The organism is Neptunicoccus cionae (assembly GCF_002860325.1).
Taxonomy (GTDB): Bacteria; Pseudomonadota; Alphaproteobacteria; order Rhodobacterales; family Rhodobacteraceae; genus Amylibacter; species Amylibacter lutimaris.
Genome location: NZ_PKOJ01000004.1, coordinates 343,619 through 369,126, shown reverse-complemented (window position 1 = coordinate 369,126; position 25,508 = coordinate 343,619). Strand labels below are relative to the sequence as shown.

24 protein-coding genes and 1 pseudogene are annotated in these 25,508 nt (G+C 55.6%); 14 read left to right on the top strand and 11 right to left on the bottom strand.

What is annotated here, in order from left to right:
• The 3 genes from C0U40_RS12480 to C0U40_RS12470 all read left to right on the top strand — a co-directional run.
• Nucleotides 1-564 (top strand): mechanosensitive ion channel family protein (locus C0U40_RS12480; RefSeq protein ID WP_145991932.1); only part of this gene is annotated, 564 nt, incomplete at its 5' end.
• Between the two features lie 215 nt (nt 565-779).
• Nucleotides 780-938: a YqaE/Pmp3 family membrane protein gene (locus C0U40_RS12475; protein ID WP_101656113.1), complete on the top strand. Its 159-nt coding sequence runs from the start codon at nt 780-782 to the stop codon at nt 936-938.
• Nucleotides 910-1,329 carry a DUF4112 domain-containing protein gene (locus C0U40_RS12470; RefSeq protein ID WP_101656112.1) on the top strand — a complete coding sequence of 140 codons (420 nt, stop codon included), beginning with the start codon at nt 910-912 and terminating at the stop codon, nt 1,327-1,329. The genes C0U40_RS12475 and C0U40_RS12470 overlap by 29 nt, the downstream gene beginning before the upstream one ends.
• A 24-nt stretch (nt 1,330-1,353) precedes the next feature.
• On the opposite strand, the gene C0U40_RS12465 is transcribed toward C0U40_RS12470, so the two are convergent.
• Together C0U40_RS12465 and C0U40_RS12460 are read right to left on the bottom strand one after the other, a co-directional pair.
• Nucleotides 1,354-4,383, bottom strand: a complete 3,030-nt coding sequence (locus tag C0U40_RS12465; RefSeq protein ID WP_101656111.1) for an efflux RND transporter permease subunit — start codon at nt 4,381-4,383, stop codon at nt 1,354-1,356.
• A gap of 10 nt (nt 4,384-4,393) precedes the next feature.
• On the bottom strand, nt 4,394-5,446 hold the full coding sequence (locus tag C0U40_RS12460) for an efflux RND transporter periplasmic adaptor subunit (protein WP_101656110.1): 1,053 nt from the start codon (nt 5,444-5,446) through the stop codon (nt 4,394-4,396).
• Nucleotides 5,447-5,825: 379 nt separating this feature from the next.
• Between C0U40_RS12460 and C0U40_RS20395 the strand changes: the two are divergent.
• Nucleotides 5,826-5,942 (top strand): annotated as a pseudogene (locus C0U40_RS20395) (hypothetical protein); the annotation flags it as partial.
• A gap of 57 nt (nt 5,943-5,999) precedes the next feature.
• Entirely contained in the window at nt 6,000-6,398 is a 399-nt protein-coding gene (locus tag C0U40_RS12455) for a TetR-like C-terminal domain-containing protein (RefSeq protein ID WP_286134948.1), read from the top strand.
• Nucleotides 6,399-6,485: 87 nt separating this feature from the next.
• Here C0U40_RS12455 and C0U40_RS12450 read toward each other — a convergent pair whose 3' ends face one another.
• Together C0U40_RS12450 and C0U40_RS12445 are read right to left on the bottom strand one after the other, a co-directional pair.
• A complete protein-coding gene (locus C0U40_RS12450; RefSeq protein WP_286134947.1) occupies nt 6,486-7,178 on the bottom strand; it encodes a GntR family transcriptional regulator in 693 nt (230 codons plus the stop codon).
• Nucleotides 7,179-7,235: 57 nt separating this feature from the next.
• Complete coding sequence (locus C0U40_RS12445; protein ID WP_101656109.1) at nt 7,236-7,622, bottom strand: YciI family protein; 387 nt, start codon at nt 7,620-7,622, stop codon at nt 7,236-7,238.
• A gap of 89 nt (nt 7,623-7,711) precedes the next feature.
• Between C0U40_RS12445 and C0U40_RS12440 the strand changes: the two genes are divergently transcribed.
• From C0U40_RS12440 to arsB, 8 genes are all read left to right on the top strand, one after another.
• Nucleotides 7,712-8,596, top strand: coding sequence for a fumarylacetoacetate hydrolase family protein (locus C0U40_RS12440; protein WP_101656137.1), 885 nt, complete (start codon nt 7,712-7,714; stop codon nt 8,594-8,596).
• On the top strand, nt 8,593-9,258 hold the full coding sequence (locus tag C0U40_RS12435) for a malonic semialdehyde reductase (RefSeq protein WP_101656108.1): 666 nt from the start codon (nt 8,593-8,595) through the stop codon (nt 9,256-9,258). The genes C0U40_RS12440 and C0U40_RS12435 overlap by 4 nt, the downstream gene beginning before the upstream one ends.
• A 64-nt stretch (nt 9,259-9,322) precedes the next feature.
• Nucleotides 9,323-10,396, top strand: a complete 1,074-nt coding sequence (locus tag C0U40_RS12430) for a C4-dicarboxylate TRAP transporter substrate-binding protein (protein ID WP_101656107.1) — start codon at nt 9,323-9,325, stop codon at nt 10,394-10,396.
• 33 nt (nt 10,397-10,429) lie between these two features.
• Nucleotides 10,430-10,978: a TRAP transporter small permease gene (locus C0U40_RS12425; RefSeq protein ID WP_101656106.1), complete on the top strand. Its 549-nt coding sequence runs from the start codon at nt 10,430-10,432 to the stop codon at nt 10,976-10,978.
• Complete coding sequence (locus C0U40_RS12420) at nt 10,975-12,279, top strand: TRAP transporter large permease (RefSeq protein ID WP_101656105.1); 1,305 nt, start codon at nt 10,975-10,977, stop codon at nt 12,277-12,279. Before C0U40_RS12425 ends, C0U40_RS12420 begins: the two co-directional genes overlap by 4 nt.
• Before the next feature lie 11 nt (nt 12,280-12,290).
• Complete coding sequence (locus C0U40_RS12415; protein ID WP_101656104.1) at nt 12,291-13,160, top strand: dioxygenase; 870 nt, start codon at nt 12,291-12,293, stop codon at nt 13,158-13,160.
• 94 nt (nt 13,161-13,254) lie between these two features.
• The gene (locus tag C0U40_RS12410) at nt 13,255-13,590 is read left to right on the top strand and encodes an ArsR/SmtB family transcription factor (protein WP_101656103.1); all 336 of its coding nucleotides are present in this window, start codon (nt 13,255-13,257) and stop codon (nt 13,588-13,590) included.
• A 52-nt stretch (nt 13,591-13,642) separates the two neighbouring features.
• A complete protein-coding gene (arsB, locus tag C0U40_RS12405) occupies nt 13,643-14,710 on the top strand; it encodes an ACR3 family arsenite efflux transporter (RefSeq protein ID WP_101656102.1) in 1,068 nt (355 codons plus the stop codon).
• A 26-nt stretch (nt 14,711-14,736) separates the two neighbouring features.
• On the opposite strand, the gene C0U40_RS12400 is transcribed toward arsB, so the two are convergent.
• From C0U40_RS12400 to C0U40_RS12385, 4 genes are all read right to left on the bottom strand, one after another.
• Complete coding sequence (locus C0U40_RS12400) at nt 14,737-16,038, bottom strand: TRAP transporter large permease (RefSeq protein WP_101656101.1); 1,302 nt, start codon at nt 16,036-16,038, stop codon at nt 14,737-14,739.
• Nucleotides 16,031-16,510, bottom strand: coding sequence for a TRAP transporter small permease (locus C0U40_RS12395; protein ID WP_286134953.1), 480 nt, complete (start codon nt 16,508-16,510; stop codon nt 16,031-16,033). Before C0U40_RS12395 ends, C0U40_RS12400 begins: the two co-directional genes overlap by 8 nt.
• 79 nt (nt 16,511-16,589) lie before the next feature.
• Nucleotides 16,590-17,618: a TRAP transporter substrate-binding protein gene (locus tag C0U40_RS12390; RefSeq protein ID WP_101656099.1), complete on the bottom strand. Its 1,029-nt coding sequence runs from the start codon at nt 17,616-17,618 to the stop codon at nt 16,590-16,592.
• 49 nt (nt 17,619-17,667) lie between these two features.
• Nucleotides 17,668-19,998: a cytochrome P450/oxidoreductase gene (locus C0U40_RS12385; RefSeq protein ID WP_101656098.1), complete on the bottom strand. Its 2,331-nt coding sequence runs from the start codon at nt 19,996-19,998 to the stop codon at nt 17,668-17,670.
• Between the two features lie 176 nt (nt 19,999-20,174).
• On the opposite strand from C0U40_RS12385, the gene C0U40_RS12380 reads away from it, so the two are divergent.
• Nucleotides 20,175-20,855, top strand: coding sequence for an IclR family transcriptional regulator (locus C0U40_RS12380; protein ID WP_101656097.1), 681 nt, complete (start codon nt 20,175-20,177; stop codon nt 20,853-20,855).
• Nucleotides 20,856-20,876: 21 nt separating this feature from the next.
• On the opposite strand, the gene C0U40_RS12375 is transcribed toward C0U40_RS12380, so the two are convergent.
• The 3 genes from C0U40_RS12375 to C0U40_RS12365 all read right to left on the bottom strand — a co-directional run bounded on the left by C0U40_RS12375 (nt 20,877) and on the right by C0U40_RS12365 (nt 25,500).
• On the bottom strand, nt 20,877-22,502 hold the full coding sequence (locus tag C0U40_RS12375) for an alkaline phosphatase family protein (RefSeq protein WP_101656096.1): 1,626 nt from the start codon (nt 22,500-22,502) through the stop codon (nt 20,877-20,879).
• 85 nt (nt 22,503-22,587) lie between these two features.
• The gene (locus tag C0U40_RS12370) at nt 22,588-23,619 is read right to left on the bottom strand and encodes a TAXI family TRAP transporter solute-binding subunit (RefSeq protein WP_101656095.1); all 1,032 of its coding nucleotides are present in this window, start codon (nt 23,617-23,619) and stop codon (nt 22,588-22,590) included.
• Nucleotides 23,620-23,631: 12 nt separating this feature from the next.
• The gene (locus C0U40_RS12365; RefSeq protein WP_286134945.1) at nt 23,632-25,500 is read right to left on the bottom strand and encodes a TRAP transporter permease; all 1,869 of its coding nucleotides are present in this window, start codon (nt 25,498-25,500) and stop codon (nt 23,632-23,634) included.
• Nucleotides 25,501-25,508 lie beyond the last annotated feature (8 nt).

The window sequence follows — 25,508 nt, the reverse complement described above, 5'->3', positions numbered from 1 at the left end:
TTCGAAATAGGCGACCAGATTGTTTCGGGGGGCCACGAGGGTACGGTGGAGCGGATCGAGACACGCGCGACACTGATCAAAACATATGACGGTTTTTTTAATGATACGGCGACCACCGATATCTACACTGACAGCGTTGTAGTGAATACCGCCTTTGAAACGCGTCGTTCCGAATATGATATCGGCATCGGCTGCAACGATGACTGGGACACCGCACGCAAACTGATGGTCGACGTCTGCGCGGATGTCGAAGGCGTCTGCAGTGATCCCGCACCGGAAACGATCCCGATAGAACTGGGCGACTCTGCAAACGTCATCCGGTTGCGCTGGTGGACGAAATCCGATCGCGCCAGCCAGATTCACACTTTCGGCGAAGTGCTTCAAAGCGTTTACAAGGCCCTGGATGCCGAAGGCATCGACATGCCCTATCCGACGCAGGTGCACCTGTTCCACGACCAAACCGAAGAAGTCGACGGGGACCGTGCCAAGCAACGCGAAGGCTGGCCGGCCGGTAAATCAGAAGTACCAAAACCGGCCCGAACCGCGAGACAGGCTTCGGAATAGGGGCGCTTTTCCTGCCACCCCAAACTGTGAACCGGGCACATTTTCCGGTTCACAGGTCGCCCCCGAAAGCGGCTTAAGCTGCAGAGTCCACGCAGCCTTTTCTACCCTTCACCCGTCTCTTCCCCCGAACGGCGCAGAGCGAATTGCCAGTTACAGGGAACCCGAAGCACCTTTGGCGCGTTAAAGAAATAAGGAAGTCACGTTAAAGGTCTGAAATGGATATTATCAAAATCATCGTCGCAATTCTGCTGCCACCGCTCGGGGTGTTTCTCGAGGTCGGGCTGGGCAAGCATTTCTGGCTTAACATTCTGCTAACATTACTCGGCTACATCCCAGGTATCGTCCATGCTGTCTACATCATCGCCCGTCGCTAACGGCCACGCCATGGAGCGTGACGCTGAAGATCGCCGTGCACGGATCGCACGTCTGGACCGGCTGGCCGACACGCTCGACACACGGTTCCGGATCTTCGGAATACCAATCGGATGGGATTCAATCCTCGGCCTGATTCCGGGCGTTGGCGATCTTGTCACTGCGGGTCCGGGGGCGATCATGTTTTATGAAGCACACCGGATTGGTGCGCGCAAACGGGCCAAAGTAAAAATCGCTGCCAATACGGGCATCGACATGCTGATCGGTGGCATCCCTCTGGTCGGAGATTTGTTTGACGTAGTTTTCAAATCCCACCGGCGCAACATCGAGATTTTGAAGCAGGAACTTGAGCGGATCGAGACCGCTGAACAAACGGAAAGAGCGCGGCTATAAATGCCGCGCCCCTTTTTATCCCTGTTAGACGGCTTTGCGGGCAGTTGGGAAGAAAGCGTAATAAAACACCGGCGCTGCAATCAGGGTCAGGATAGAGGCGAAAGCCAGCCCCCCCATAATGGTGATTGCCATCGACTGGAAGAAGGCGTCCCAAATCAACGGGATCATCCCCAAAATCGTTGTTGCAGCAGCAAGGATCACCGGACGTAACCTTGACGTCGAAGCGCTTACGATCGCGTCTTTCAGGCTAAGGTTCGGACCCTCTGCGCGCACAATGTCGATCTCCTCCACCAGTACGATACCGTTCTTGATCAACATTCCTGACAACGACAAAAGCCCCAGCAATGCAGTAAAGGTGAAGGGCAAACCGGTGCCAAGCAGCGCCAGTGCGACACCGTTTACCGACATCGGCACAAGCAGCCAGATGATCAAAGGCTGTCGCAGAGCGTTGAACAACAGGATCGAAATCAGCACCATCACCACAAGGCTCAGCGGCAACTGACCGGCAAGGCTTTCCTGCGCCTCTGTGGAACTCTCCAGTTCTCCGCCCCACGCCATTTTATATCCGGCAGGGAGTGGCATGGTGTCGATCGCCTCCTGAACTTCGGCCTGCACTTGTGCGGCGGTCAGTCCTTTGGCCACATCGGCCCCGACAGTGATAGTCAGCCTGCGGTCCCGTCGCATGACCAATGTGTTCTGCGCATCAAAGGTGAATCCGTCGATAATCTGTTCTAACGGAACAAAGGTCTGGCCGCTGTCCGAATAAATCAGATGGTCTGTCAGTGCGAGATTAGCGTCCGGATCGGCACGCATGACAATCGGAATTTGCCGCTCCCCTTCGCGGAATACTCCGGTAGTTCTGCCTTCTGTTGCGAATAACAAAGTATCTGTCAGATCGTCCCGCGCGATCCCGGCTTCTTTGGCGCGATCCGTTGCGTAAATCGGGCGGAGCACCTGCTCCATTTCGCGCCAGTCAATACGGGGTGCCACGATATTGGGCGACGCCTCTGCCAGACGGGTCGCCGCCTGCTGTGCCAGTTCCCGCAATACCACCGGATCAGTTCCTGAAAAGCGAACCTGAATCGGATCACCGCCACCAGGCCCGAAGGCAAGCCGTTTTGCGCGGAATTCTCCCTGAGGCAGGGCCGCTGCGGCAAAATCCTGAAACTCCTCGATCAGAGGCGCGATCTTTTCAACCGCTTCAGTACGCACAATGATGTGCCCATAACTCGGGTTCGGGTCTTCGGATTGATAGGTCAGCATGAAACGGGAAGCACCCTGCCCTGCGTATGATGTATAGGCCAGAATGTCTTCATGGTCGTCCAACCAGTCTTCCATCACACCCAAATCGCGGGAAGTTTCGTGAATCGAGGCCCCTTGCGCCAGCTTGTAGTGCACGAAGAATAGCGGTGTATTACTGTCGGGGAAGAATTGTTGTTTGACCTGACCGAACAGCGCAAAACAGGCGACTGTAATGGCCAGCAAAGCAGGGATCATCAACCACCAAAGGGTCAGGCAAAGCCGGAGAACTTTGCCATAGGCGCGGAACAACAGGCCTCCGTAAGCATCCGTTTCACTGCCATCGCCCTGCTTGAAGAAGTAATGCCCAAGGAGAGGCGTCGCAGTCAGGGCAAGGACCCAAGACAGCATCAGCGAAATGCCGATCACTGCAAAGAGCGAAAACAGGAACTCTCCGGTTGCGTCGGGGCTAAGCCCGATCCCTGCAAAAGCCATGATACCGATCACGGTTGCACCAAGCAGCGGAACCTGCGTCTTGCTTGCCGCTTCCGAAGCCGCCTCGCGGGAGGTTTTCCCCTGCCGCATGGAAATCTGCATGCCTTCAGCAATAACAATTGCATTATCCACAAGCATCCCCATCGCGATAATGAGAGCACCGAGCGAAATCCGTTCCATCTCGATCGAGAAAATCGCCATGAAAAACAACGTCCCGACAACTGTCAGTAACAATGTCGTGCCAACCACGATTGCAGCGCGCGGCCCCATGAAGAGTGCAAGAACAGCCACAACGATCCCCACCGACATGGCAAGGTTTACGAGGAACGCACTGGAGGCTTCATCTACGATGATATGCTGCTGGTAAATCGGATGCAGCTCGACACCGACCGGAATTTGCGGCGCCAGCTCTGCCAGTTTCGCATCAACTCTTGCGCCAACCTCGACAATGTTTTCGCTGCTTAAACCTGCAACACCAACGGTAAAGGCATCCACCCCGCCATGACGAATGATAAGGTCTGGATTTTGTTCGCGCTGACGGGTGACGCTGGAAAAATCGCCAAGATTAAGTACCTTACCCCCAACTCCGACAGAAAGAGCTGCTATTTCCTCAACAGTGTCATCGCCTTCAGGGCCCTGTATCAACGTACGGCCCGCATCCGACTGGATGGAACCGCCATCGCTGACAGAGTTCGCAGCCGATAGAGCGCCTTCAATAGCAGAGGGCGGCACGTTCTGGTTCACGTTAAGAACAAGGTCCGGCTCTACATAGATTACCTCGTTTGGCACGCCTGCCAGATTTACGTCCGCCACACCGTCAACCGCCAGAAGCTCTCGGCGCAGGAATGTGGACAGGGCGTAAATCTCGGAATCAGAAAATCCGGGGGCGGTAACAGCGTAATAAATTCCGTAAACATCCCCGAAACTGTCGTTGACAAAGGGTGTGCTTGTGCCGCTTGGAAGTGCTGCATCTGCAACGCGGTTGCGCAGTTTCGTCCAGATTTCGGGAAGTTCCGAACCGTCATAGCTGTTCTTCATATCAACGGTGATCCAGGACAGACCCGGCTGGTTCATAGAGCGAACCTCATCCACCTCGGCCATTTTCTGGATCTCGGATTCGATCGGCTCTGACACCTCGCGTGCAACGTGTTCGGCGTCGGCACCCGGATATTGGGTGACGACCACTGCTGTTTTGATGGTGAAGGCAGGGTCTTCCAACCGCCCAAGCGAGGCAAACCCCCAAATTCCGCCCAAAAGACAGCCAAGAATAATCAGCCACGTCAGGATCGGACGCTCTATAGAACCACGTGCAATGTTCATGATACCGGTCCTATCTGGCAAAACCGGTGAAACGGCGCACCCGTTCACCATCAGCAAGCTGGTTTGCGCCGCTTGCTACAATTTCCTGACCTTCCGTCAGGCCGGACGTCACGATGACCTCCCCCGTCGCACTAGGTTTGATCGACACCGGAGCGCTTTGAACCGTTCCGAAATCTCCGTCCTGAGGGGTGAAAACCATGACTTTCGCGTTGCCAGCGGCGTCAGTGATAACCGCCGCGCTGGGGATAACCGGCGCCTGTTCCGTGCCCGGCATTGTGGCATAAACCGTCACAGAAGCGCCCGGCAGAACGAGAAGCCCCTCTGGTGGCGCCATCCCGAGGGTAATCCGGTAAGTCTGACCGATGTCAGCCGTTTCGGCGTTAAACTCCCGAACGGCCAGTTCATATTGTTTTGTGCTGGAAGGGAATTGGGCCATGAGCTTGATGTCCTCTTCCTTGCCTGCGTGCTGGAACAGGACTTCTGGCACGTCAATTTCGATGCGCAGGTCGGACATGTCGTGCAATCGGACGACAGGCGTGCCCGCCGCAACGGTTGCAAATTTTGCCACATTGCGCGACGCCACCAAACCGTCAAACGGGGATACCAGATGTGCGTTGCGCAGCGACCTTTCCGCGTCACGAAGGGCAATGGATGTAATCTGCAACTGGGTTTCGGCATCATCGACACTGACCTGACTGACCGCGCCGCCTTGCAGCTTTTTCAACCGCTCAAAGGTCCGGACCGCCTGATCATACTGGACCTGCGCCTGATCCAGCGCGAGTTCGTAAGGTTCCACGTCAAGGCTTGCAATAACTTCACCCTGTTCAACCGTCCCACCTTCGGTGACAGGGAATTCCACAATCTGCCCGTCCACCTGAAAGGCCAGATCAACTGTTTCCTTGGCCACTACGTGCCCAAAAAACTGGCGTGTCTGTCCGCCCGCGTCGGCTGTCACAATAATGGTCTTGGCAAGTTTGACCGCTTCGTCCTGCGCCGCCGACATGGTTGCGCAAAGTGACAGCAGAATGGCGGCAAATGTCCCGCGATTGGCAAAGGATTTCATTTCGGAGTCCTAAAATTGGTGGGTTTGACACGTCCCGAAGCCGCAGCATGTTCGGAAAAATTCTTCAATCCGTATTTTACGGGTTGGCCTGTGTATCACGCGCGCACATCACAGCGGAAGCGTAATTCATCAAACCGAATCTAACCGGAGTTTTCTCTTTCATTAAGTACGGGTACGCAAGGGGACTTCTTCAGCACATACATTACCTGTTCTGTCTGAAGATTTGAATAACCGGTCATTGCCTGTCCTTCCGTAAAGCAGGTCCGGTGCTCGGGCATCGCATTTTGGCAACCCGTCGCTTATGGACCAAGTGTTCCATATACAGTATTTGACTTATGGAGCAAGTGTTCCGTAAGTGGAGACAAACACAAGTTCTTGAATAGGGAGAAGCAAGATCGATCCGCGCCAGCAACGAACACAGGAAGCCCTGTTAGGAGCGCTTGACGAACTGCTCGCCGAAAAACCCTTTGGCGAGATCAGCGTCAGCGATCTTGCGCGACGGGCGCAGATCGGGCGGCAAACTTTTTACCGCCATTTTGACAGTGTGGGTGCCATGCTCGAAAAGCGGCTTGGCACCGTTTTGTCGGGACAAATCGAATGGGCTTGCGCCAATGCAGACAGCCTTTCTGCGCAAGAGATGGCATTCCGGATCCATCTCTTCGCTTTCGAACATGTCCAATCCCTGCCCCACATTGCCCACGCAATGCTCAGCGGCGCTGCGGGGCAGAACGCCCTAAGTTCCTTTCTGGAGCAGATCATCGCCATGCGCGAGGCCTTGCCAAAGCCCCCTGAAACCTACGGCCCCCCCGAAGTACAGCATTTTGTTGCCTGCTATCATGCAGGTTCAATCGTCAGTGTCCTGTTGAAATGGGTCGAAGCCGATTGCACGCCGGACGCGACAACGATGGCCCGCTTCATGGCGCAAATGGCCAATAAGCAGTGCGATCAATAAATTGCCAGCCAGAATTAATTCAAACCTGATGTGACCCACAAAGTCGCTTGGAGCCAAGGGGCCGGTTGAAATTCGATCAAAGCGGCATCAACCTTCCGATTTATTTGGTATTTCCGCCAGAAACGTGCCGGTTTTCTGGTAATGCTCCATCAACCGCGCAGCGGTCAGATCCGCATCCCGCGCTATCGCAGCGTTCAGGATACCTTCATGTTCGCTCGCAACATCACGGCGGGTGTATTTTTTGGAACGTCCTGCAAGATAACGATACCGGACGTTCAAATCATAAAGCTGACTGCAATAGCGCAACAGGATCGGAGAGGCTGAGCAGGCCAGCAATGTCATATGAAAGGTTTTGTGACGCAGTTCAAACGCCGCAAAATCCTGACTGTCCGCCCGCGCCATATGATGGTGCGAAAGAACCAACGATTCTTCCCACTGTTCGGTGGCATTGGCGATGGATTCCCGCAATGCCAGTTCTTCCAGAGTACAGCGAAGCCGGAAGATTTCGTTGAAATTCTCCTGACTGACAGGCGCTGCGCGAAAGCCGCGTTGGTCAAGGCGTTCTACCAGTTGATCTGACACCAGCAGGGTCAACGCTTCACGTACAGGGGACGAGCCAGTCTCCATCCGGTCTTTGAGGTGCTCGATCTTCAGCTTTTCCCCGGGCGCAAGCTCGCCGGTAATGATCATCTGGCGAATTGATTCGTAGGCGGCTTGAGTCGCGGAGACTGCAGGCAACGGAGCGGCGGACGTGTTGGGATCGGGCGAGTTCATAAACATTTCATACCCCGCCGCCCTGCCAAGGCAAGCCTTTTTCCCATGTGCCCGCATCCGCCATCAGGACAGACCCACTTTCTGAGCTGACAAGCCAACAGAAATATTGAGAGAGCCTTCGTTGATTAACCAGCGACGCATCACGTAACTGCGCGCCCCTGATTCATGCATCGGGTCCTGATCGGCAAGCGCGCGGGCCGCCTCCAGACTTGGCGCCCGATAGATGATCAGCCCCTGACCCTGCATATGCGCGCCTGTTTCATCCGACATAGGGCCGGCAAAAGCGAGACTGCCCGCCTGTTCGAGTTCCCTTTGATAGGAAAGGTGATCCGGCAGAGAGGCCTTAACCTCTTCAGGTGACTTAGCCGGTACAGAGATAGCCACATAAAGTTCCAGCGCCAAGGCACCTCGGGATTTTGCTTCTGCCTTATAGTCAGTCCAAGCCACCATGTTTTTCAACCCCTTTTAAAAATATCGATATTTATTGACACTGATGTAAATTGTAGGCAGAATTTTCGGAACAGACAAGGATGAAGATTATGAAGTATCTGGTTGGCACCTATAATTCCCAAACCGCAGTTTACGCCGTAACAGGTGATTCCGCTGTGAACCTGACCGCGCTAAATCCCGCGATCGGTAGCGACCTCAGGGCACTGATCTCTGACAGCGCGTTACTGGATACTGTGTCAGGACAAATGGACGCCGCACCCAAAGTTGCAGTTTCGGACATCACCCCCGCCCTGCCCGTTGCCAAACCCGGCACGATCATCTGTCTGGGGTTGAATTATACCGATCACATCAAGGAAGGCGGTTACGAGATCCCCGAATATCCCGCACTGTTCATGCGCGGGAAGAATTCAATAATGGCCGCTGGTGCTCCTCTGGTTCGGCCGTCCTGTTCGGACAAGCTCGACTACGAGGCAGAACTGATGCTGGTCGTTGGTAAGGGGGGCCGCCATATCCAAGAGTCTGACGCGCTTGATCATGTCTTTGGCTATACGGTGTTTAATGACGGATCAGTGCGGGATTACCAGCGCAAGACCCACCAATGGACGCCGGGCAAAAACTTCGACAACACCGGCGCAGTCGGCCCCTATGTTGTCACCCCTGATGAACTGCCAGATGGCGCGTCGGGTTTGAAAATCGAAAGCCGCGTGGGCGATGAAATCCTGCAATCCTCTAACACCGCCAATATGATCTGGTCGGTCGCCCAAACTATCGCAACGATCTCCGAATATACAACGCTGGAACCGGGCGATCTGATCGCGCTTGGCACACCACCGGGCGTGGGACATGCCAAGAAACCTCACCCGCGCTGGCTGAAACCCGGAGAAGTTGTCGATATCGAAATCGAGAACATCGGTATTTGCAGCAACCCCATCGTGGATGAGAAAGATTATAACGCGAAGGACACAGCTGCATGAGCGCGCCAAGCGGAATTGCACTGGAAGAAGCACGCGCCAGCGCACAATCGCAGGTTCGCAACTTGCGGAACCGGATCGAACGCCTGTCGGATGATGCCATCGATCTGATCCTTCGGGATGCGCGATCCCATTACGCGTGGAAGGACATCCCCGTATCGGATGAAATCCTGCAAGAGATTTTCGACATCACCATAAACGGTGCAACCAGCATGAACACGCTGCCCGCACGGTTCGTGTTCGTAAAATCCCAAGAGGGCAAAGAGAAGCTTGCCAAATCCCTGAAAGCCAAAAACATCGACAAGATGATGGCTGCGCCGGTGACTGCAATTATTGCCTATGACACTGCATTCTGGGAACATCTGCCTGTACTTTTCCCACATGAGGACCGTCGACCCCTTTTTGAAGGCAAGCCGGAACATTGCGAGACAACGGCCTTTCGCAACGGAACCTTGCAAGGGGCGTATTTCATGATCGCCGCCCGCGCGCTCGGGCTGGACGTTGGGGCAATGTCAGGCTTTTCAAACGCAATTGTGGACGAAGAATTCTTTGCCGGCACGACGTTGAAATCGAACTTTTTGTGCAACATCGGATATGCGGACGAAACCGCGCTGTTTCAAAAATTGCCGCGTTTCCCGTTTGAACAGGTGTGCAGCTTTGCCTGACCACTCGTGCCAATAAATTGACGTAACCGGGCCGAAGGCCTGATTTTCTGGGAGGAAAAACATCATGTATAACTGGACGAAAAACTGTCTGATAGGCGCGGCGCTCGCGACCCTCACAGCCCTGCCCGCTCTCGCGCAGGAACGGATTTCTGCTGTTGTGATCGACGGCTATCCCGAACGGGCACTCTGGGTCAAGGAATTCAGCAGCTTCTTTATCCCCGAAGTGGACCGTCGCCTTGCAGAAACGGGCAATTATGTAATGGACTGGCAAGAGAATTATGGCGGTTCCATCGTAAAACCCCGAGGTGTGCTTGAAGGCATCCAGTTGGGGCTCGGAGATATCGGAATTGTTACGACCATCTTCCATTCTTCCAAATTGCCAAGTCAGGGTCTTGCAGCGGTAACGCCGTTTGTGTCTTCCGATGCGCGGGCTGTGGCCAAAGCGGTCGATGAAATCGCGCGGGAATTTCCGGCGATGCAGAATGAATTTGCGGCACAAAATCAGGTCTATCTGGCGACCGGTGTCGTGCTGGACACCTATCAGGTGTTCTCGGCCTCTGAAGTTTCGGGGATCAAGGATCTGGAAGACAAGAAAATCGCCGGTGCGGGGATGAACCTGCGCTATCTTGAAGGGATCAAAGGCGCTGCCGGTGTGCGTGGCGGGCTGACCGATTTCTACAATATGCTTCAGACCGGACTGGTGGATGCGGCGATGCTCTGGCCCGAGGCAGGAGCGACCTTTAACATCTCCGAAGTCGGCCCTTATATGCTGGCCGCAGATCTCGGCGCGGTGAACACGAAAACCGTAACCGTGAATGCCGATTACTGGAAAAAACTGCCCGACGAGGTGAAAGACGTACTCAAAGCGGTAGCAGTTGACTACCGCGACCGTCTCGCAGGAATTGCAATGGACCGGGCCGCCAAATCCAAAGAGGCCTATACTGCGGCTGGCGGCACCATTGTTGAAGTGACTGATGAGGATCGGGCAGCCTGGGCCGCAGCTATGCCAAATATTGCGCAGGAATGGGCGAAAACCCTGAACGACGCAGGTGAGCAGGGAACGGAAATGCTGGAGGCCTATCTCGACAAACTGGAAGCTGCCGGTTTCGTCGGAATGCGCGACTGGACGAAAGAATAATCCTTTTGTGATCTGGCAAGAAGGCCGAATACCATGCTTAAATTAATGGCGCTCGGCCTGACCCGGGTTACACATACCCTCGCGATTGCAGCCAATGCCCTTGGAACCCTCGCGGTGCTGGCATTGGTGATCATCCTGAACATTGATGTGATTGCGCGGGGGGTGTTCAACTCCCCGCTCAAAGGGACTTACGAAATCGTACAGTTCTCTGTGGTGTTCATCGTGTTCCTGCAACTGGCCGATGTGGTGAGGGTGGATCGCCTGACCCGATCAGACGGTTTTCTGAACCTGATGCAGTTCCGCCGTCCACGCCTGACGTCCAGTCTGCGGCGGATCATCAATGCAGTTTCGGCGATCTTCATGGCTCTCATCACCTATATTATGTTTCCGGAGTTCCTGCATATGTGGAACACACAGGACTATTTCGGCGTGCCCGGTCTGTTCACCCTGCCGTGGTGGCCCGTCAAACTGGTGATCGCCTTGGGCTGCGGCCTGTCCTGCCTGATCTTTGTCCTGAAGGTCATTCAGGGACAGGACCGCCCCGAACATAAAATATCCGAACACGAAGAGACTAACCCATGAGCCCGATTGAAATTGGCCTGATCTCGGTCGGAGCGATCATCTTCCTGATCTATTCCGGCGTTTACATCCCTGTCGCCTTGGGCGTTGTGTCCTTCATCTCCATCTGGCTGATGCGCGATAACTTTATGCTGGCGCTAAACCTGTTGAAGGTCGCCGTAGGCGACTCTGCGATGGAGTATAGTTTCGCCACCATTCCTCTCTTTACCTTCATGGGGCTAATCGTGTCCAAAGCAGGCTTGGGCAAGGATATTTACGAAGTCATGACCCTGCGGTTTCGCAAAGTGAAAGGCGGAATCGGCATGGCAACAGTTGGCGCCAACGCGGTCTTTGCAGCCGTGACCGGATCATCAATCGCTTCAGCTTCGGTATTTACCAAGGTTTCCGTACCGCAGATGATTGGACAGGATTACAACCCGCGATTTGCGGTCGGAGTTGTTGCCGGTTCTTCGGTGCTCGGTATGATTATTCCTCCTTCGGCCATGCTGATCATCTATTCCTTCGTGGCAGAACAGTCCGTGGGGGACATGTTCCTTGCCGGTGTCATTCCGGGCGTAATGCTGGCTGTCGCTTATGTAGCCGCAATCTGGTTTATGGGGCGCTACACGCCGGATTTTGTCGGCGGGCGCAGCGTCGGAGACACAGAATGGATGAGCCCGCGGGAAATTGCGGGGAAGACCCTGCCTACGGTTTTCCTGATTACCATCGTTCTGGGCGGTATTTACACCGGCTGGCTGACAGCGGTGGAAGCAGGAGCAGCCGGAGCCTTAGTGGCACTGGTTATTGCGCTGGCGCGGCGGTCGATGAGCCTGCGCACCTTTTGGGATGCACTGCTGGAAACCGGCCACATCACAGCGGCCATCCTGTTCCTGATTACGGCGGCTTCTATCTACAGCCGCATGTTGGGGCTGGCAGGTCTGCCCAATCAGTTGCAGGATCTCCTTGCCGGTAGTGAAGCCTCTTTCTGGGTTGTAATGCTGCTCTATATTGTCCTGATGCTGTTTCTGGGCACGCTGCTGGATACATCTTCGATCATTCTGATTGTTGTCCCCCTGTTCCTGCCACTGGTCGAAGTTCTCGACATGTCGTTGATCTGGTTTGGCATCGTCACGGTTGTCGGTGCAGAGATCGGTCTGCTGACGCCCCCTCTCGGCATTTCGTGTTTTGTCATCAAATCAACGCTCAACGATCCGAGCATATCCCTGAAGGACGTGTTTATGGGGGCGCTGCCCTTTGCCTTTGTCATGTTGATCGTTCTGTTGATCCTGATCCAGTTCCCAATACTCAGTCTTGCTCTCATTTAAGGAGACACCTCATGCGCAACGTCACCAAAGAAAATATTACCGAAGTTTTCAAATCCTACATGGACAAGGATATGGCGCCGCGCACCCGCGAGATTATGTCCGCTCTGGTGCAACACCTGCACGACTTCGCCCGAGAGACCAATCTCACCCACGAAGAATGGCGGCAGGGAATCGCCTTTCTGGAAGGATGTGCCGCCATCGAAACTGAGGACCGGCACGAATTTGTTCTGGCGTCCGATGTGCTCGGGCTGTCGTCTCTGGTGGACATGCTCCATTCCTCGCCAGAGTCCACTTCCTCTTCTGTACTTGGACCTTTTCACGTCTCTGGTGCCCCGGCTTTGCCTGTCGGGGGGGATATGAAACGGGATTTTGGCGGGCCGGTTCTGCTGGCAGAAGGGGTTATCCGTGACACCAATGGTGATCCTATCCCCAACGCTGAACTCGACATCTGGCAAACCGCCCCGAACGGGCTATACGCCAGTCAGGACGAAGATCAGGAAACATTCTCATTTCACGGACTGATGACCGTTGGCACAGACGGCGCCTATGCGTTCACCACGGTAAAACCGGTTGAATACACCGTTCCGTCAGACGGGCCTGTCGGGGACATCCTGCGTGCCTGCGGGCGCCACCCGTGGCGGCCTTCCCACCTGCATTACATCGTAAAGGCACCCGGGTATCGCACGCTTGTAACTGAAATCTTTCCCGACGATGACCCTTATCTGGATCAGGATACCGTCTTTGGTGTGCGCGAGGATCTGGTCATGACCTACGTGGAAAAACCCGTCAGTGCCTTCCCCGATGGACTGGAGCTTTCTGGCAAGGTGCAAGAGCCGTTTCTTCACGTAAAATTCGATGTGGTACTTTCTCCCGAAGCCTGACACGAAGATGTGACAGGCGGAAGCGCGACGGGCGATCCGCTCTGAACCGGATCGCCTGTTGACGCCAACTTAATAAATCCATAAATCTTGATATATGGATAAAGAATCTGTTCTCGACGCTTTCGCCGCCCTTGGCCAACCCACACGGCTCGATGTTTTTCGCCTGCTGATCAAAGCCGGTGAAACGGGTATGCCAGCAGGAGACATCGGCGAAGCCCTTAACGTGCGGCAAAACACAATGTCTGCCAATCTTGCCATTCTTGCACGCTCCGGACTGATCCGCAGCAGGCGGGAAGGACGCAGCATCCGCTACTTTGCAAATATGGAAGGCTTGCGGGGCTTGCTTGCGTTTTTGATGGAAGATTGTTGTGGTGGCAGTCCGGAGTTGTGCCAACCGGTCATCAATGAGCTTGCCTGCGAATGCGGATAATTTACGCCCCCCCCTTTTTCTCCCGATCCCCTGAATAACCTTCGGAGCTTTCATGACTGATACATCCTCCCCCGCTGCTGCCGGACTCGGCGTGTTTGAACGCTGGCTGTCCCTATGGGTCGCGCTCGCCATCGGCACAGGTCTGCTGTTGGGCAACCTGATACCGGGCGGCTTTTCCGTTCTCGCCGCAATGGAAGTGGCATCGGTGAACCTTCCGGTCGCTGTATTGATCTGGGCTATGGTTTATCCGATGATGGTTGGAGTCGATTTTACCTCGCTCAAGCAGGTGGGCGACAAGCCAAAGGGCCTCGTCGTTACACTGGTTGTGAACTGGTTGATCAAACCGTTCACCATGGCTGGACTTGGCGTTCTTTTCTTTGAATATGTTTTTGCAGGCCTGATCCCGCCTGATGATGCCCAAGCCTACCTTGCCGGCGTAATCCTGCTGGGGGCTGCCCCGTGTACTGCGATGGTGTTTGTCTGGTCCAACCTGACCCGCGGCGATGCCACTTATACTCTGGTGCAGGTAAGTGTGAACGACGTGATCATGGTCTTTGCCTTCGCGCCGATTGTTGCCCTTCTGTTGGGCGTCACCGAAATTGTCGTTCCTTGGGACACGCTGCTGCTGTCTGTCGGACTTTACGTGATCCTGCCCCTGCTTGCCGGTTATCTCACACGTCAGAGCCTCGTCGCCCGTGGAGGCACGGCAGCGGTGGATAGGTTCAAAGCCGGGGTGCAGCCATTCTCTATTGCCGGTCTCTTGCTGACTGTCGTCCTGCTGTTCGGTTTCCAGGGAGAGGTCATTTTCGATCGCCCTCTGGTCATCGCGCTGATTGCAATCCCGCTTTTGATCCAGTCCTACGGCATCTTCTTCATTGCATATGGCGCTGCGAAAGTCTGGGGCGTGCCCTTTAATGTCGCCGCGCCTTGTGCGTTGATTGGCACCTCGAACTTTTTCGAACTGGCCGTCGCAGTTGCCATCAGCCTGTTCGGACTCGGCTCTGGCGCGGCCCTTGCCACTGTTGTCGGCGTTCTCGTCGAAGTGCCCGTGATGCTGTCGCTCGTGGCTTTTGCCAACCGGACGCGCCACTGGTTCCCCGAAGGGGACAGCACAGGATAGGGCAAAGCGCCCGACCTGTAGTGAAGCTAGAACGCCATCCCCGGCAGCCAGAGAACCAGCGCGGGGAAGGCGACCAGCAATCCCAGACGCAAGAAATCGGCAAGGATAAACGGGAAGATTCCTTTAATGATCGTGCCCAGAGGAATATTCCCTGCCGCCGCCTGCGCCACAAAAAGGTTCATACCGATCGGCGGTGTGATCAGCCCGATTTCCGCCACTGTCACCACGATGATCCCGAACCAGACCAGATTGAAATCCATCTCCAGTGCAACAGGTGCCAGCAATGGCACCGTAAGCAGGATCATTGACATGGCATCCATGAAACATCCGAGGATCACATAGAATAACAGGATCAGAACCATAACCTGATACGGCCCCAAACCGGACGACCGGATCATCTCGATCAGAAGCTGTGGCAGACCGGTGTTTTCCAGAAAGAAGTTGAACAGCGAAGCACCAATCAGGATGAAAAAGATCATTCCCGTCAGGCCGGCGGTTTCAAACACCGAGGCACGCATCGCATCAAAGGTCAGTTCGCCGGAAAACAGCGCCAGCACAAAGGCACCCACCGCGCCTACGGCGGCGGCCTCTGTCGGGGAGAACCAGCCAAGATAAATCCCGCCAATCACCAGCGCGAATAACAACACCACCTGCCAGACTTTACCAAGAAACCGGAAGCGGTCCGGCCAGCTTGTCCGTTCGGCAGGCGGAGCAATGTCAGGATTGAAGTGAACGCGCACCAGAATGGCTCCGGCATAAAGCAACGCCCCGAGCAGGCCCGGAACAAGCGCGCCTATGAACAGTTGCCCGATAGAGCTTTGTGTTAGCAGGCCATAGATTACCAGCAGCACCGATGGCGGGATCAACACGCCGAGAGTGCCCCCCGCAGCCACAGTTGCAGTCGACAGGGAAGGATCATAGCCGTGGCGTTTCATTTCCGGCAGGGCCACGCGGCCAATGGTGGCTACGGTTGCCAGAGACGATCCGCAAATCGCCCCGAAAAACGCGCTTGCCCCGACTGTGGTAACAGCCAGCCCGCCCTTGCGGTGACCGATGAAGGAGTTGATCACATCAAACAGCGAACGGGACAGACCCGCGTGGGAGGCAAACACCCCCATCATCACAAACAGCGGTATGACCGAGAAAGAATAGGGAAAGATCGATTCAAACGGCGAAGACCCGAGGATGTAGGCCGCCCCCATCCAACCGTTCAGATACCAATAGCCAACTCCGCCAATTACGCCCATTGCAATGGCAACAGGTGTGCCAAGGGCGATCAACCCGAGGGCAGCGGCAAAACCGACCAGACCAAGAACTGCATCACTCATCAGGGGTCTCCGAAGCGGTGTTGGTGAAAAGAGAAAGCGGGATCGCGATCAATGAAACCGCCAGCCCGAGCAGCAAAGGATACCAGTACCACGCTATGGGAATTCCCAGTTGTTGGGAGCGGTCGCCAAACATGGTTCTGGTTTCAAATGTCAGATAACCCTGCCAAAGCATTAACGCTACCAGACCAAAGGCCAGCACCGCCGACATCAGCGCGAGGGGCAGTTGAACCACACGCGGGGCATTCGTGAGCAGCAGATCGACACTTACGTGGGTGGCAGCGGCAAAGGCGAATGGCATGACAAGCCAAGCCCCCGTCACAACAAACAACTGAACCAGATCCACCACACCGGTGATCGGCAGACCGAACCTGCGACCAATCACATCCGCCACCGTTACAAGCGCTGCGATGCCGTATGCCAACACACCAAGCACGGCGAGTCCATCAATCAGCCGACGGGCTGCTGCTTTCACAAGGTCCAAAGGCCACCCCTTTCAACAAAACAGCCAGCGCGAGCGGATCGCGCTGGCAAAGAGCGTTTCAGGCTACGGATTATTCCGCTTTCATCGCCTGAAATTCCGCGATTTTATCCTGCATCGCCTGATAGATTTCTTCGGCATTGTCGACACCGGCATCTTTCACGGACTGGAGGTATTCCGCCATCATCGGTTCCAGCGCCTCGCGCCATTTTGCGCGTTCCTCATCAGAAAGTTCGGTGATCTCATGGCCAGCATCCATTGCGTCCTGACGCCCGGGCACATCCCAGCCGTCCCACCAGTCACCGAATTTGGCAACAAGATCGCTGCCGGAATACTGGTCGATACAAGCTTGGGCTTCCGCGCTCAGCTTGTCAAAAGACCGCTGGTTCATCACGTAGAAGAACGACACTGTGTAAGCACCCAGATCAAGGTGATAGTTCAGTACTTCGTTCAGGCCAAAGCTTTTGACAGGATCCCAAGGGAATACTGTGCCGTCGATTACGCCTTTTTGGAGGCTCTCGTAAACTTCGCCAGGTGGAAGACCCTGCGGGTCGGCACCCAGATGGGACAGCATGGCAGAAACCGCCGGACTTGGCGTGCGGATACGCAGGCCCGCCATGTCTTCCATGGTTTCGACTTTTTTCTTGTTTGTGTGCAGAAGGCCACCGTTGTGGGCATGTAGCGCCAGAACCTTCAGACCGCGATATTCTTCTGCCAGATATTCAGGGAACAGTTCCCACAGTGCATAGCTTGCAGCCGCCGCATCATCCGTCAGGAACGGCATGTCGATCAGGGAGGTGCGCGGGAAGCGACCGCGCGGAATTCCGTGCAAACCGTGGGCGATGTCTACAACACCGGCCATAACCTGTTCCTGCTGGCGGGCGACATGGCCCATTTGCGTACCCGCCGGAAAGATTTCAAACTGAACTTCGCCGTTGGTGCATTCCGTTACCTGCTCGCTCCAAGGTTTGATAAAGTCGGTGTGGAGCCCGTGAACAGCCGGAAGATAGTGGCTGATTTTCAGCGTTGTTTCCGCCTGTGCAGTTGCAGCAGAGACGGTTGCGAGCGCCAGTCCGGCGAGTAAGGTTTTCTTAAGTGACAATTTTAGTTCCTCCCTATTGTCGGTGGGTCGTTGTTACAGGTCGTTGAAATTATAGGGCAAGCCGCAGCTTGCCGCCGGTCGAACGAGAACAACAGGTCATGATACGCTTATTCTCGCTCCGTTCTGTGCGTGTCAACACCATATCGCGGTGATCCACATCTCCCTCCAGCACCTCCACCTCGCAAGAGCCGCAGAGTCCTTCCCGGCAATCACAGGCAATGTCGATGCCCGCCGCAAGAATTGTGTCCAGCAGCGTAGTGTCATTGGCCACTTCAAGCACCATTCCGGAGTCAGCCAGTTCTACCTTGAAGGCAGTTTCCTTTTCGGGGTCCAGCCCCCCGTTCGCAGTACTGAAGTGTTCAAAATGGAAGGTGCCATCTGGCAAACCGGCAGTCAGATCTTCCAGCGCGCGCAGCAGGCCTTGCGGGCCACAGGCATAGATTTGCGCACCCGCCTTCAATCCGGCAACCATTGCGGGCAGGTCCATGAACGCCTGTTCTTCGTCGGAATAGAGTGTCAGCGCGCCGCTGTGGTCAGCCTTCAGACGGTCGATAAAGGCCATCGTCGCGAAGGCGCGGCCGGCGTAGTGTAGCTCGTAACTGCGTCCATCCGCCTTCAGACGGTCGGCCATAGCAAGAATCGGGGTGATCCCGATACCACCAGCCACCAGCACGTAATGGGCCGCGTCAGGGTCCAGCCGGAACAGATTGGACGGTCCGCGCAGCTTGATCTCGTCGCCCTGTTTCAGTGTCTTGTGAATGTAGCTTGATCCGCCGCGCCCCGCATCTTCCCGCAGGATCGCCACCTGATAACTGTCACTTTCAGGGTTACCACAAAGGGAATACTTGCGGTCGAATTCGCCCACGCAAAGTTCGATATGGGCGCCGGCGCTCCATTTTGGCAGGGGACGTCCCTGCGCATCCTCCAGGGTCAGCCCCAGAATACCATTTGCTTCCTGACGCAGCTCTGCCACCCGGACCTTGCGGGCGATATCCCGCCGCGCCGGAGCCCCAACGGTAAAGTCACGGCGCGCTTGAAGGACGCCGCTATCCTGCCGTTCGGGGTTTTTCGCAGGGTCCCATTCCACCCATAATTCATCCGGCCCACGGAAAGACGTGTTGGGCAGATAGCTGAACGACTGTTCTGACAATTGCAGATGGGGCAAACGGCGGGTCATTTCCTCAAGGAAAATCCGCATCTCCATGCGCCCGATGTTCTTGCCCATACACTGATGCGCGCCGTAGCCGAAGGTCAGATGATCGACCGCATTGTCACGATATATGTCAAAGGTGTCTCCGTCCTCAAAGTGGCGTTCGTCCTGATTGCCAGAGGCTTGCACCACCAGCAGCTTGGCGCCTTCCGGCAGGTCCACACCACCGATCGAGGTCGGAGCAGTCGCCTGTCTGCGCCACGCTACGATGGACCCTGCATAACGCAGGCATTCTTCCACCGCATTCGGGATCAACGACGGATCTGCGCAGACGTCATCCCAAGCGTCCCTGTGGGTCAGCAGGGTTTTGAACATATTGGCCGAGGCAAGCGAGGTCGTCTCGTGGGCGGCAACGATAATCGCCATCATCATCGAGTGGACGTAGCTGTCCGTCACAACATCCGGCATTTCCGCATTCATGCGGATTGTGTGGTGCATCCAGCCGGTGCCTTCGGGTTCCGCCCGCATCTTTTCGATCACCTGCCCTGCATATTGCCAGAACCGGCCCACATCATGGGCAACCTCGATCTGTTTTTCATCCGTCGGCTTGCCCCAGGTGTTCACCGAATGGGCAAGGGAGAAAGATTTCAGCGTCTCGATCTCGTCCTCGGGAACGCCAAGGAAATGCAGTGCCACCAGAAGCGGCACCTCATAGAGCATCGACTCCACAAGATCGGTGCGTCCTTCATCAATAAAGGCATTAATTTTCTCGCGGGTCAGGCGGCGCACCATATCCTTGTGCTTTTCCAGTTCACTTGGCACGAAATGGTCCAGCAGCACGCGGCGCCGCTCCATATGGGCAGGCTCATCCTCGTTCACCAGCGTTTTGTTCATCCCGTAGCCGTAGCTTTGCAGGATCTCCATCGCTTCGGGTGTTGCCGGAGTGATCTTTTCCAGCACATTCTTGGGGGAAAACAGGATCGGGTCGCGGAATACCGATTTGATATCGTCGTAGCGGCTGACCACCCAATAGCCGAGTTCGGGCGCAAAGAAGACCGGAAGCTGGTCCCGCGACCAGCGGAGCGCCTCTGCCGGATCAACCTGATACGGACCTTCAAAGGGATCGAATGCACGGGCCAGTTCCATTGGATCGCCCATCGGACAGGCCGCCTTGGCCGATCGGTTGGAAAACGGACAGCTTGTCGCCACGGGATCTGCTTTGATGTTCATGGTTACGCCTCCTCTTCCCCTAAGGTGGGGTGAGGAATAAACGACAGTCGCCGCAGTATCAATAGCAAATAATGCAACTAGCGTTGCAAATAACGAGAACATTCTTGCTGCTGGACAAAAGCAGCCTAATATTGTTCTTGACCACCCATCAGTTATCGAAGGATCGCACCGCACCTATGTCCACCGGCAAACTACAAACTCTGGAAAGAGGCATCGCCCTTTTGCGCCTCGTCTCGCAAAGTCCCGAAGGGATCAGGATCAACGAACTTGCGACGCAACTCGAACTGAACCGGCCTACGGCCTACAGGATCGTGGCAACGCTTGTGGATCAAACGATGGTGCGCCGGCTTGACGATGGGCGCATTGTCATGGGCGTTGGGGCCTATCAGCTTGGTGCGCGTTCTTCAGACAGTATACAGCTGTTGGCCCGCCCCGTACTTGAAACCCTGGCGGAAGAAACCGGCTCGACTTCATTCCTGTCTATGGCGGAAGGGGATACCTGCGTAGTTGTAATGACCGCCGAGCCTCGGGAAACGGCCTTTAACATTCACTACAAACTCGGCACCCGCCACCCTATAACCCGTGGTGCAGCAGGGATCGCTATTCTGGCATCCCGTCCCGAACAGCCGCAGGACTCCGAAGATATCCGGTTCGCCCGGGCAAACGGATATAGCGTGACCAAAGGTCAGTTGCACAAAGGGGCCGTGGGCGTGTCCAGTGCGGTTCGACTGAAAGACGCCGGTCTGACAGGTCTGGAGTTTTCAATCGGCGTGGTTGCCCTTGAGGCGCTCGACATCAAGCTGGCCTCCAAAGCGGTGCCCGCCGCGGCGGAAAACCTCGTTAAAGCGCTGTCCTGAAGACGCCTGCAGCGGGCCGGTTTATTCTTCCGGCTCGCCGATCCGCGAAAGCGCGTCCTTGAACTCTTCTTCGGTTGCAAACCCGATAACAACGCCTGATTTCGCCTCGCCCATGTATGCACCTCGTTCTTCGATTTGAGCGTGGGACATGGTTGTGCGCTGGCTTATGCGGCGGTTCCACTTGAACAAAAGCCCGTTCAAGCGCGTACATTCCGCCTCATACGCCGGATCACCGCCCAGATCGACGAACTCGTTCGGGTCTTTTTCCAGATCGAACAGCATCGGCCGGAACCCTTCGGAAAAAATGTATTTCCAGCGGCCGTCATACAGCATCGTCAGATTGGCCTGCTTCACATCGACACCAAGCTTGCGACGGGCGCGACGGAAGGAATAATCGTATTCGGAAATCACAAATTCCCGCAGCGCGGCGGTTTCACCGTTCAAAAGGGGGCGCAGAGATTTGCCTTCGATGATATGGCCAAGCTCCGGCCCGTCATAGTAATCGAGGATTGTTGGCACCACGTCGATAGCTTCAACCAACGCATTGCTAACAGTACCCCGCGTCTTGTCTGCGTCCGGAGATGGATCAACAACGATCAACGGAATACGGGCGGAAGGGTCGTGAAACAGTTCTTTTTCGCCCATCCAGTGATCCCCGAGATAATCGCCGTGATCCGAGGTGAAGACGATCATTGTATCATCGGTGATACCCTGTTCTTCCAGAAACGCCATCAGCACGCCCATCTGGTCGTCTATCTGCTTGATCAGCCCCATGTAGGCGCCAATCACCTTGGAGCGGGTTGTGTCATTGGTGAAGGCTTTGGAAACACGCTCTTCCATAAACGCTTCGAAAATCGGGTGGGGGTTTTCCTTTTCGGCTTCCTTGCGGAGGACCGGCGAATGGGTCTCGGGCCCGTACATATCGTGATAGGGCTCGGGTACAATATAGGGCCAGTGAGGCTTAATGTAGCTAAGGTGCAGACACCACGGAGTATCACCAGCCTCGCGAATAAAATCCATTGCCCGGCGGGTAATATAAGGTGTCTCGGAATCTTCATCCTGTGCCCGTGCGGCCTTGTCCGAGTTGTCGAGGAACCAGCCGCTCAGCAGGTTGCCGTCTTCATCCTCGCCGCTGTTGGCTACCGATTCCCAAGGGTTTTCATCCTCCCACCCCTTATCCTTCATGTAGTCTTCGTAGTTTTCGTTGCGCTTCTTCTTGCGGGCGCTCGGGTGCAGACCGTCGTCACGCTCGTAGGGTTCAAAGCCGCATTCGGCAACAAGCGCCCCGATCTCGCTGTCAGGGGCAAGGCCGAGACGTTTCATCCCTTCCACATCCGCAGACATATGGGTTTTGCCGCAAAGCGCTGTACGCACACCAAGTGGGCGCAAATGATCGCCAAGGGTCATTTCCCCGACCTTGAGCGGAATGTTGTTCCACGTAGAGCCATGAGAACTGACATATCGTCCGGTATAAAAAGACATCCGCGACGGACCACAGATCGTGGATTGCACATAGGCGCGGTCAAAGCGGACACCCCTCTTGGCCAGCGCGTCAATATGGGGCGTATCCAGATGGGGATGTCCCGCACAGGACAGATAATCCCAACGGAGTTGGTCGCACATAATGAACAGCACGTTTTTCGCCATAACGATACCTCGGTCTTCGTATTCTGGTTTTTGAAATCAGTTTGGCCGGAGCCGCCAAGGCTCCGGCCTGTATCAGGCTGCTTTATCAGACTTTAGCAGCGTCTGGGATATCTACGCCCAGTTCCATCAGGGCACGCAGGCTACCCGGATGCAGTGGCAGGTTAATGTCATCAACCGCACCTTGGGGCGTGACCGAGCGCAGCCATGGTGATGTTTTAGCCTCGGCGGCAACACCGGCATAGAAGGCTTTTGTCATCTCATAGACCATCGCTTCATCTGCAGCTTCATTTGTCACGATCCCGACAGTCACTCCGAGCGTCGTAACATCGGATTCATTAAGTTGTTTGTCGCCGTAAACACCCGCTGGCAGGATCGCTGCGCTAAAGCCTGGACGGCTGATCAGTTTTTGCACCGCTTCGGTTTCCAGCTTGTCTGCCGGAATGCCAAGGAAACGGATCTCATTGGTGACAGCGATCTGCGTCAGCGCAGGGCTCGGCGCGTTGGTCGGGTTACAATAAACGTCGAGATTCCCGTCCTGAAATGCAGCCGTGGCGGCATCCCAACCGAGCTTTACAGCTTCATAATCTGTGCCTTCTTCAAGACCGGACACAGCTTTGAACAGGCGGGACATGGTTGCATAAGCCGCACCGCCGGGTGGTCCGAGAAAGACCCGTTTGCCTTTCACGTCGTCCAGCGAGTTAATGCCGGAATTGCCATAAACCGCAATGTGATAAACCCCCATCGGGAAGTTAAGCACAGTGCGCAGTTTGCCAACCAGTTCCGGTGCGTTTTCGATTTTTGCATACATTGCCGACTTGCTGCGCATCAATGCGTGAATGGCCGGAGAGGACATGCAGAAATCGCTGCGGCCCATGGCCACTTCCAGCACGTGGCGGGTCGCCGCGCCTGTGGCGTTCAACTGGATTTCATAATCCGGCAACGCTTTGTTCACCACATTGGCAAATGTAGTCATCACGAGGTTCGGGCTTGTGCCGGGTCCAAGTGTGGACATGCGCAGCAGTTCTTTTGCAAACGCGCCTTTGGGCAGTGCTGCCAGAACAGCGGCTCCTGCGGTTCCGGCCAGCAGGCCGCGACGTGTAAGAGTCGTATCAGTCATTAAAGTTCCTCCTCAGGTGTGTGAATTTTCAGGGATAAAGACAGCGCCGAAACGCGCTACGGACGACAGAGCGACGCCAGCCGCAACAGCAATCCAGGACACGGTCGGCCCAAAGAACAAGAGCGCAACCGCAATAGCCAGCCCGATCGGCGCATAACGTTTCTTGCCCCGTTGGGGGTAACAGGCGCGCGAAATCAGCAGAACAGCAAAACCGACGAACAGGATGGATTGCGCGGATTCCCACAGGCTATAGCCGGTGCCGAGCAACATCGCGGGTTGGTAGATGAAGGCGAAGGGAATCACGAACCCCGGCAGCGCCAGACGCGATGCCTCGACCGCCGTTCGCATCGCACCCGATCGCGCAATCGGCGCTGCCGCAAAGGCTGCAAGCGCAACCGGTGGCGTCACCGCAGACAGAACTCCGAAATAGAGCACGAACATATGGGTGTGAATGATCGGCACGCCAAGGCGTTGCAGGGCTGGACCCATCACAAGGACAATGATCAGATAGGCCGGAACCGTTGGCATCCCCATCCCGAGAAACAGACAGGCCAGCGCCATCAGCAGCAGCGACACCAGCAATTGCCCTTCAGCATAGCTTGCCACGAGAGAGGCAAAGCGCAAACCCACGCCGGTTAGGTTCAGGATACCGATGATAATGCCGACAGCGCCCACAATCACAACCAGTTGCGCCGAAATCATTCCCGCCGAGCGTATGAAGCGTAACCAGCCCTTCAGATCCGCAAGCAGGCCGGGGCGCAGGGCGAAACCGAACACCACAGCAAAGGCGACACCAATAAAGCCGGAATAAGCCGGCGAGGCACCGCCAACCATCGCTACAACAATTGCCGTAAGCGAGAGCATGAAGACGATGATCTGCGCAACCTCACGCCAGTTGAACCGGACTTTTTCGGGGGGCAAAACTTCGAGATCCATATCCCGTGCAGCGCTTGAGATCGACATGAACAGACCCGCATAATACAGGATCGCAGGGACGGTCGCCGCTGCGCAAATCGTCAGGTAGGGCTGGCCGGTTACATCGGCCATGATGAATGCAACAGCGCCCATGATTGGCGGCGTAATCTGCCCGCCGCTGGATGCCGCAGCTTCTACTGCGCCAGCGAAATGCGCCTTAAAGCCCCGTTTCTTGATCAGGGGGATGGTAATGACGCCGGTTCCCACAACATTGGCCACTGCGCTGCCCGAAATCGTACCGAACAGCCCGCTCGCAACGGTTGCCGCTGCTGCCGGACCGGACCGAACCCGGCCTGTTGCAGCAAGAGCGAGTTTCACCAGAACCTTATCGATGGTCAGAAACTCCAGCACAGCACCGAAAATAATGAAGATCAGGATGGTCGAAACCACAGTGGCCATCGGGCGCCCGAACACACCGTCAAAGGAGTACCACAAAACCTGTATCAATTCCTCTGAAGTGATCCCGGCATGGCGCATGAAACCCGGTGCATGCTGCCCCAGAGCCCCGTAAATAAGCACGATCGCAGCCACGCTCGCCATGACCATCCCGACAGAGCGGCGGGTCAGTTCAATAACCGCAATCAGCCCCAGCCAGCCGAGCCAGATGTCTGCGTCTGTCAGAAAGTAGAGGCCGGTTTCAATCTCGGCCGCAGCCTTGAAATATTGCCAGACAGCAACCCCGAGAAAACCGGCCGTTACTACTGCCACCAGTTTGTCGAGCACCTTCGGGCTCTCGCTGATGTGGAACAAAAGGACCAGCAGCCCTGCCACCAGAAGCATACCCACGCGCAAATAGGATTCACTGAAAACGCCAAAGACCGAAACGTAAAAGACAACGGCAATGATAAGTGCGGACAGCGCCAAACTCACACCATTGATGGATCGGGAAAGCAGGTTCTGCACCATCCGATTAT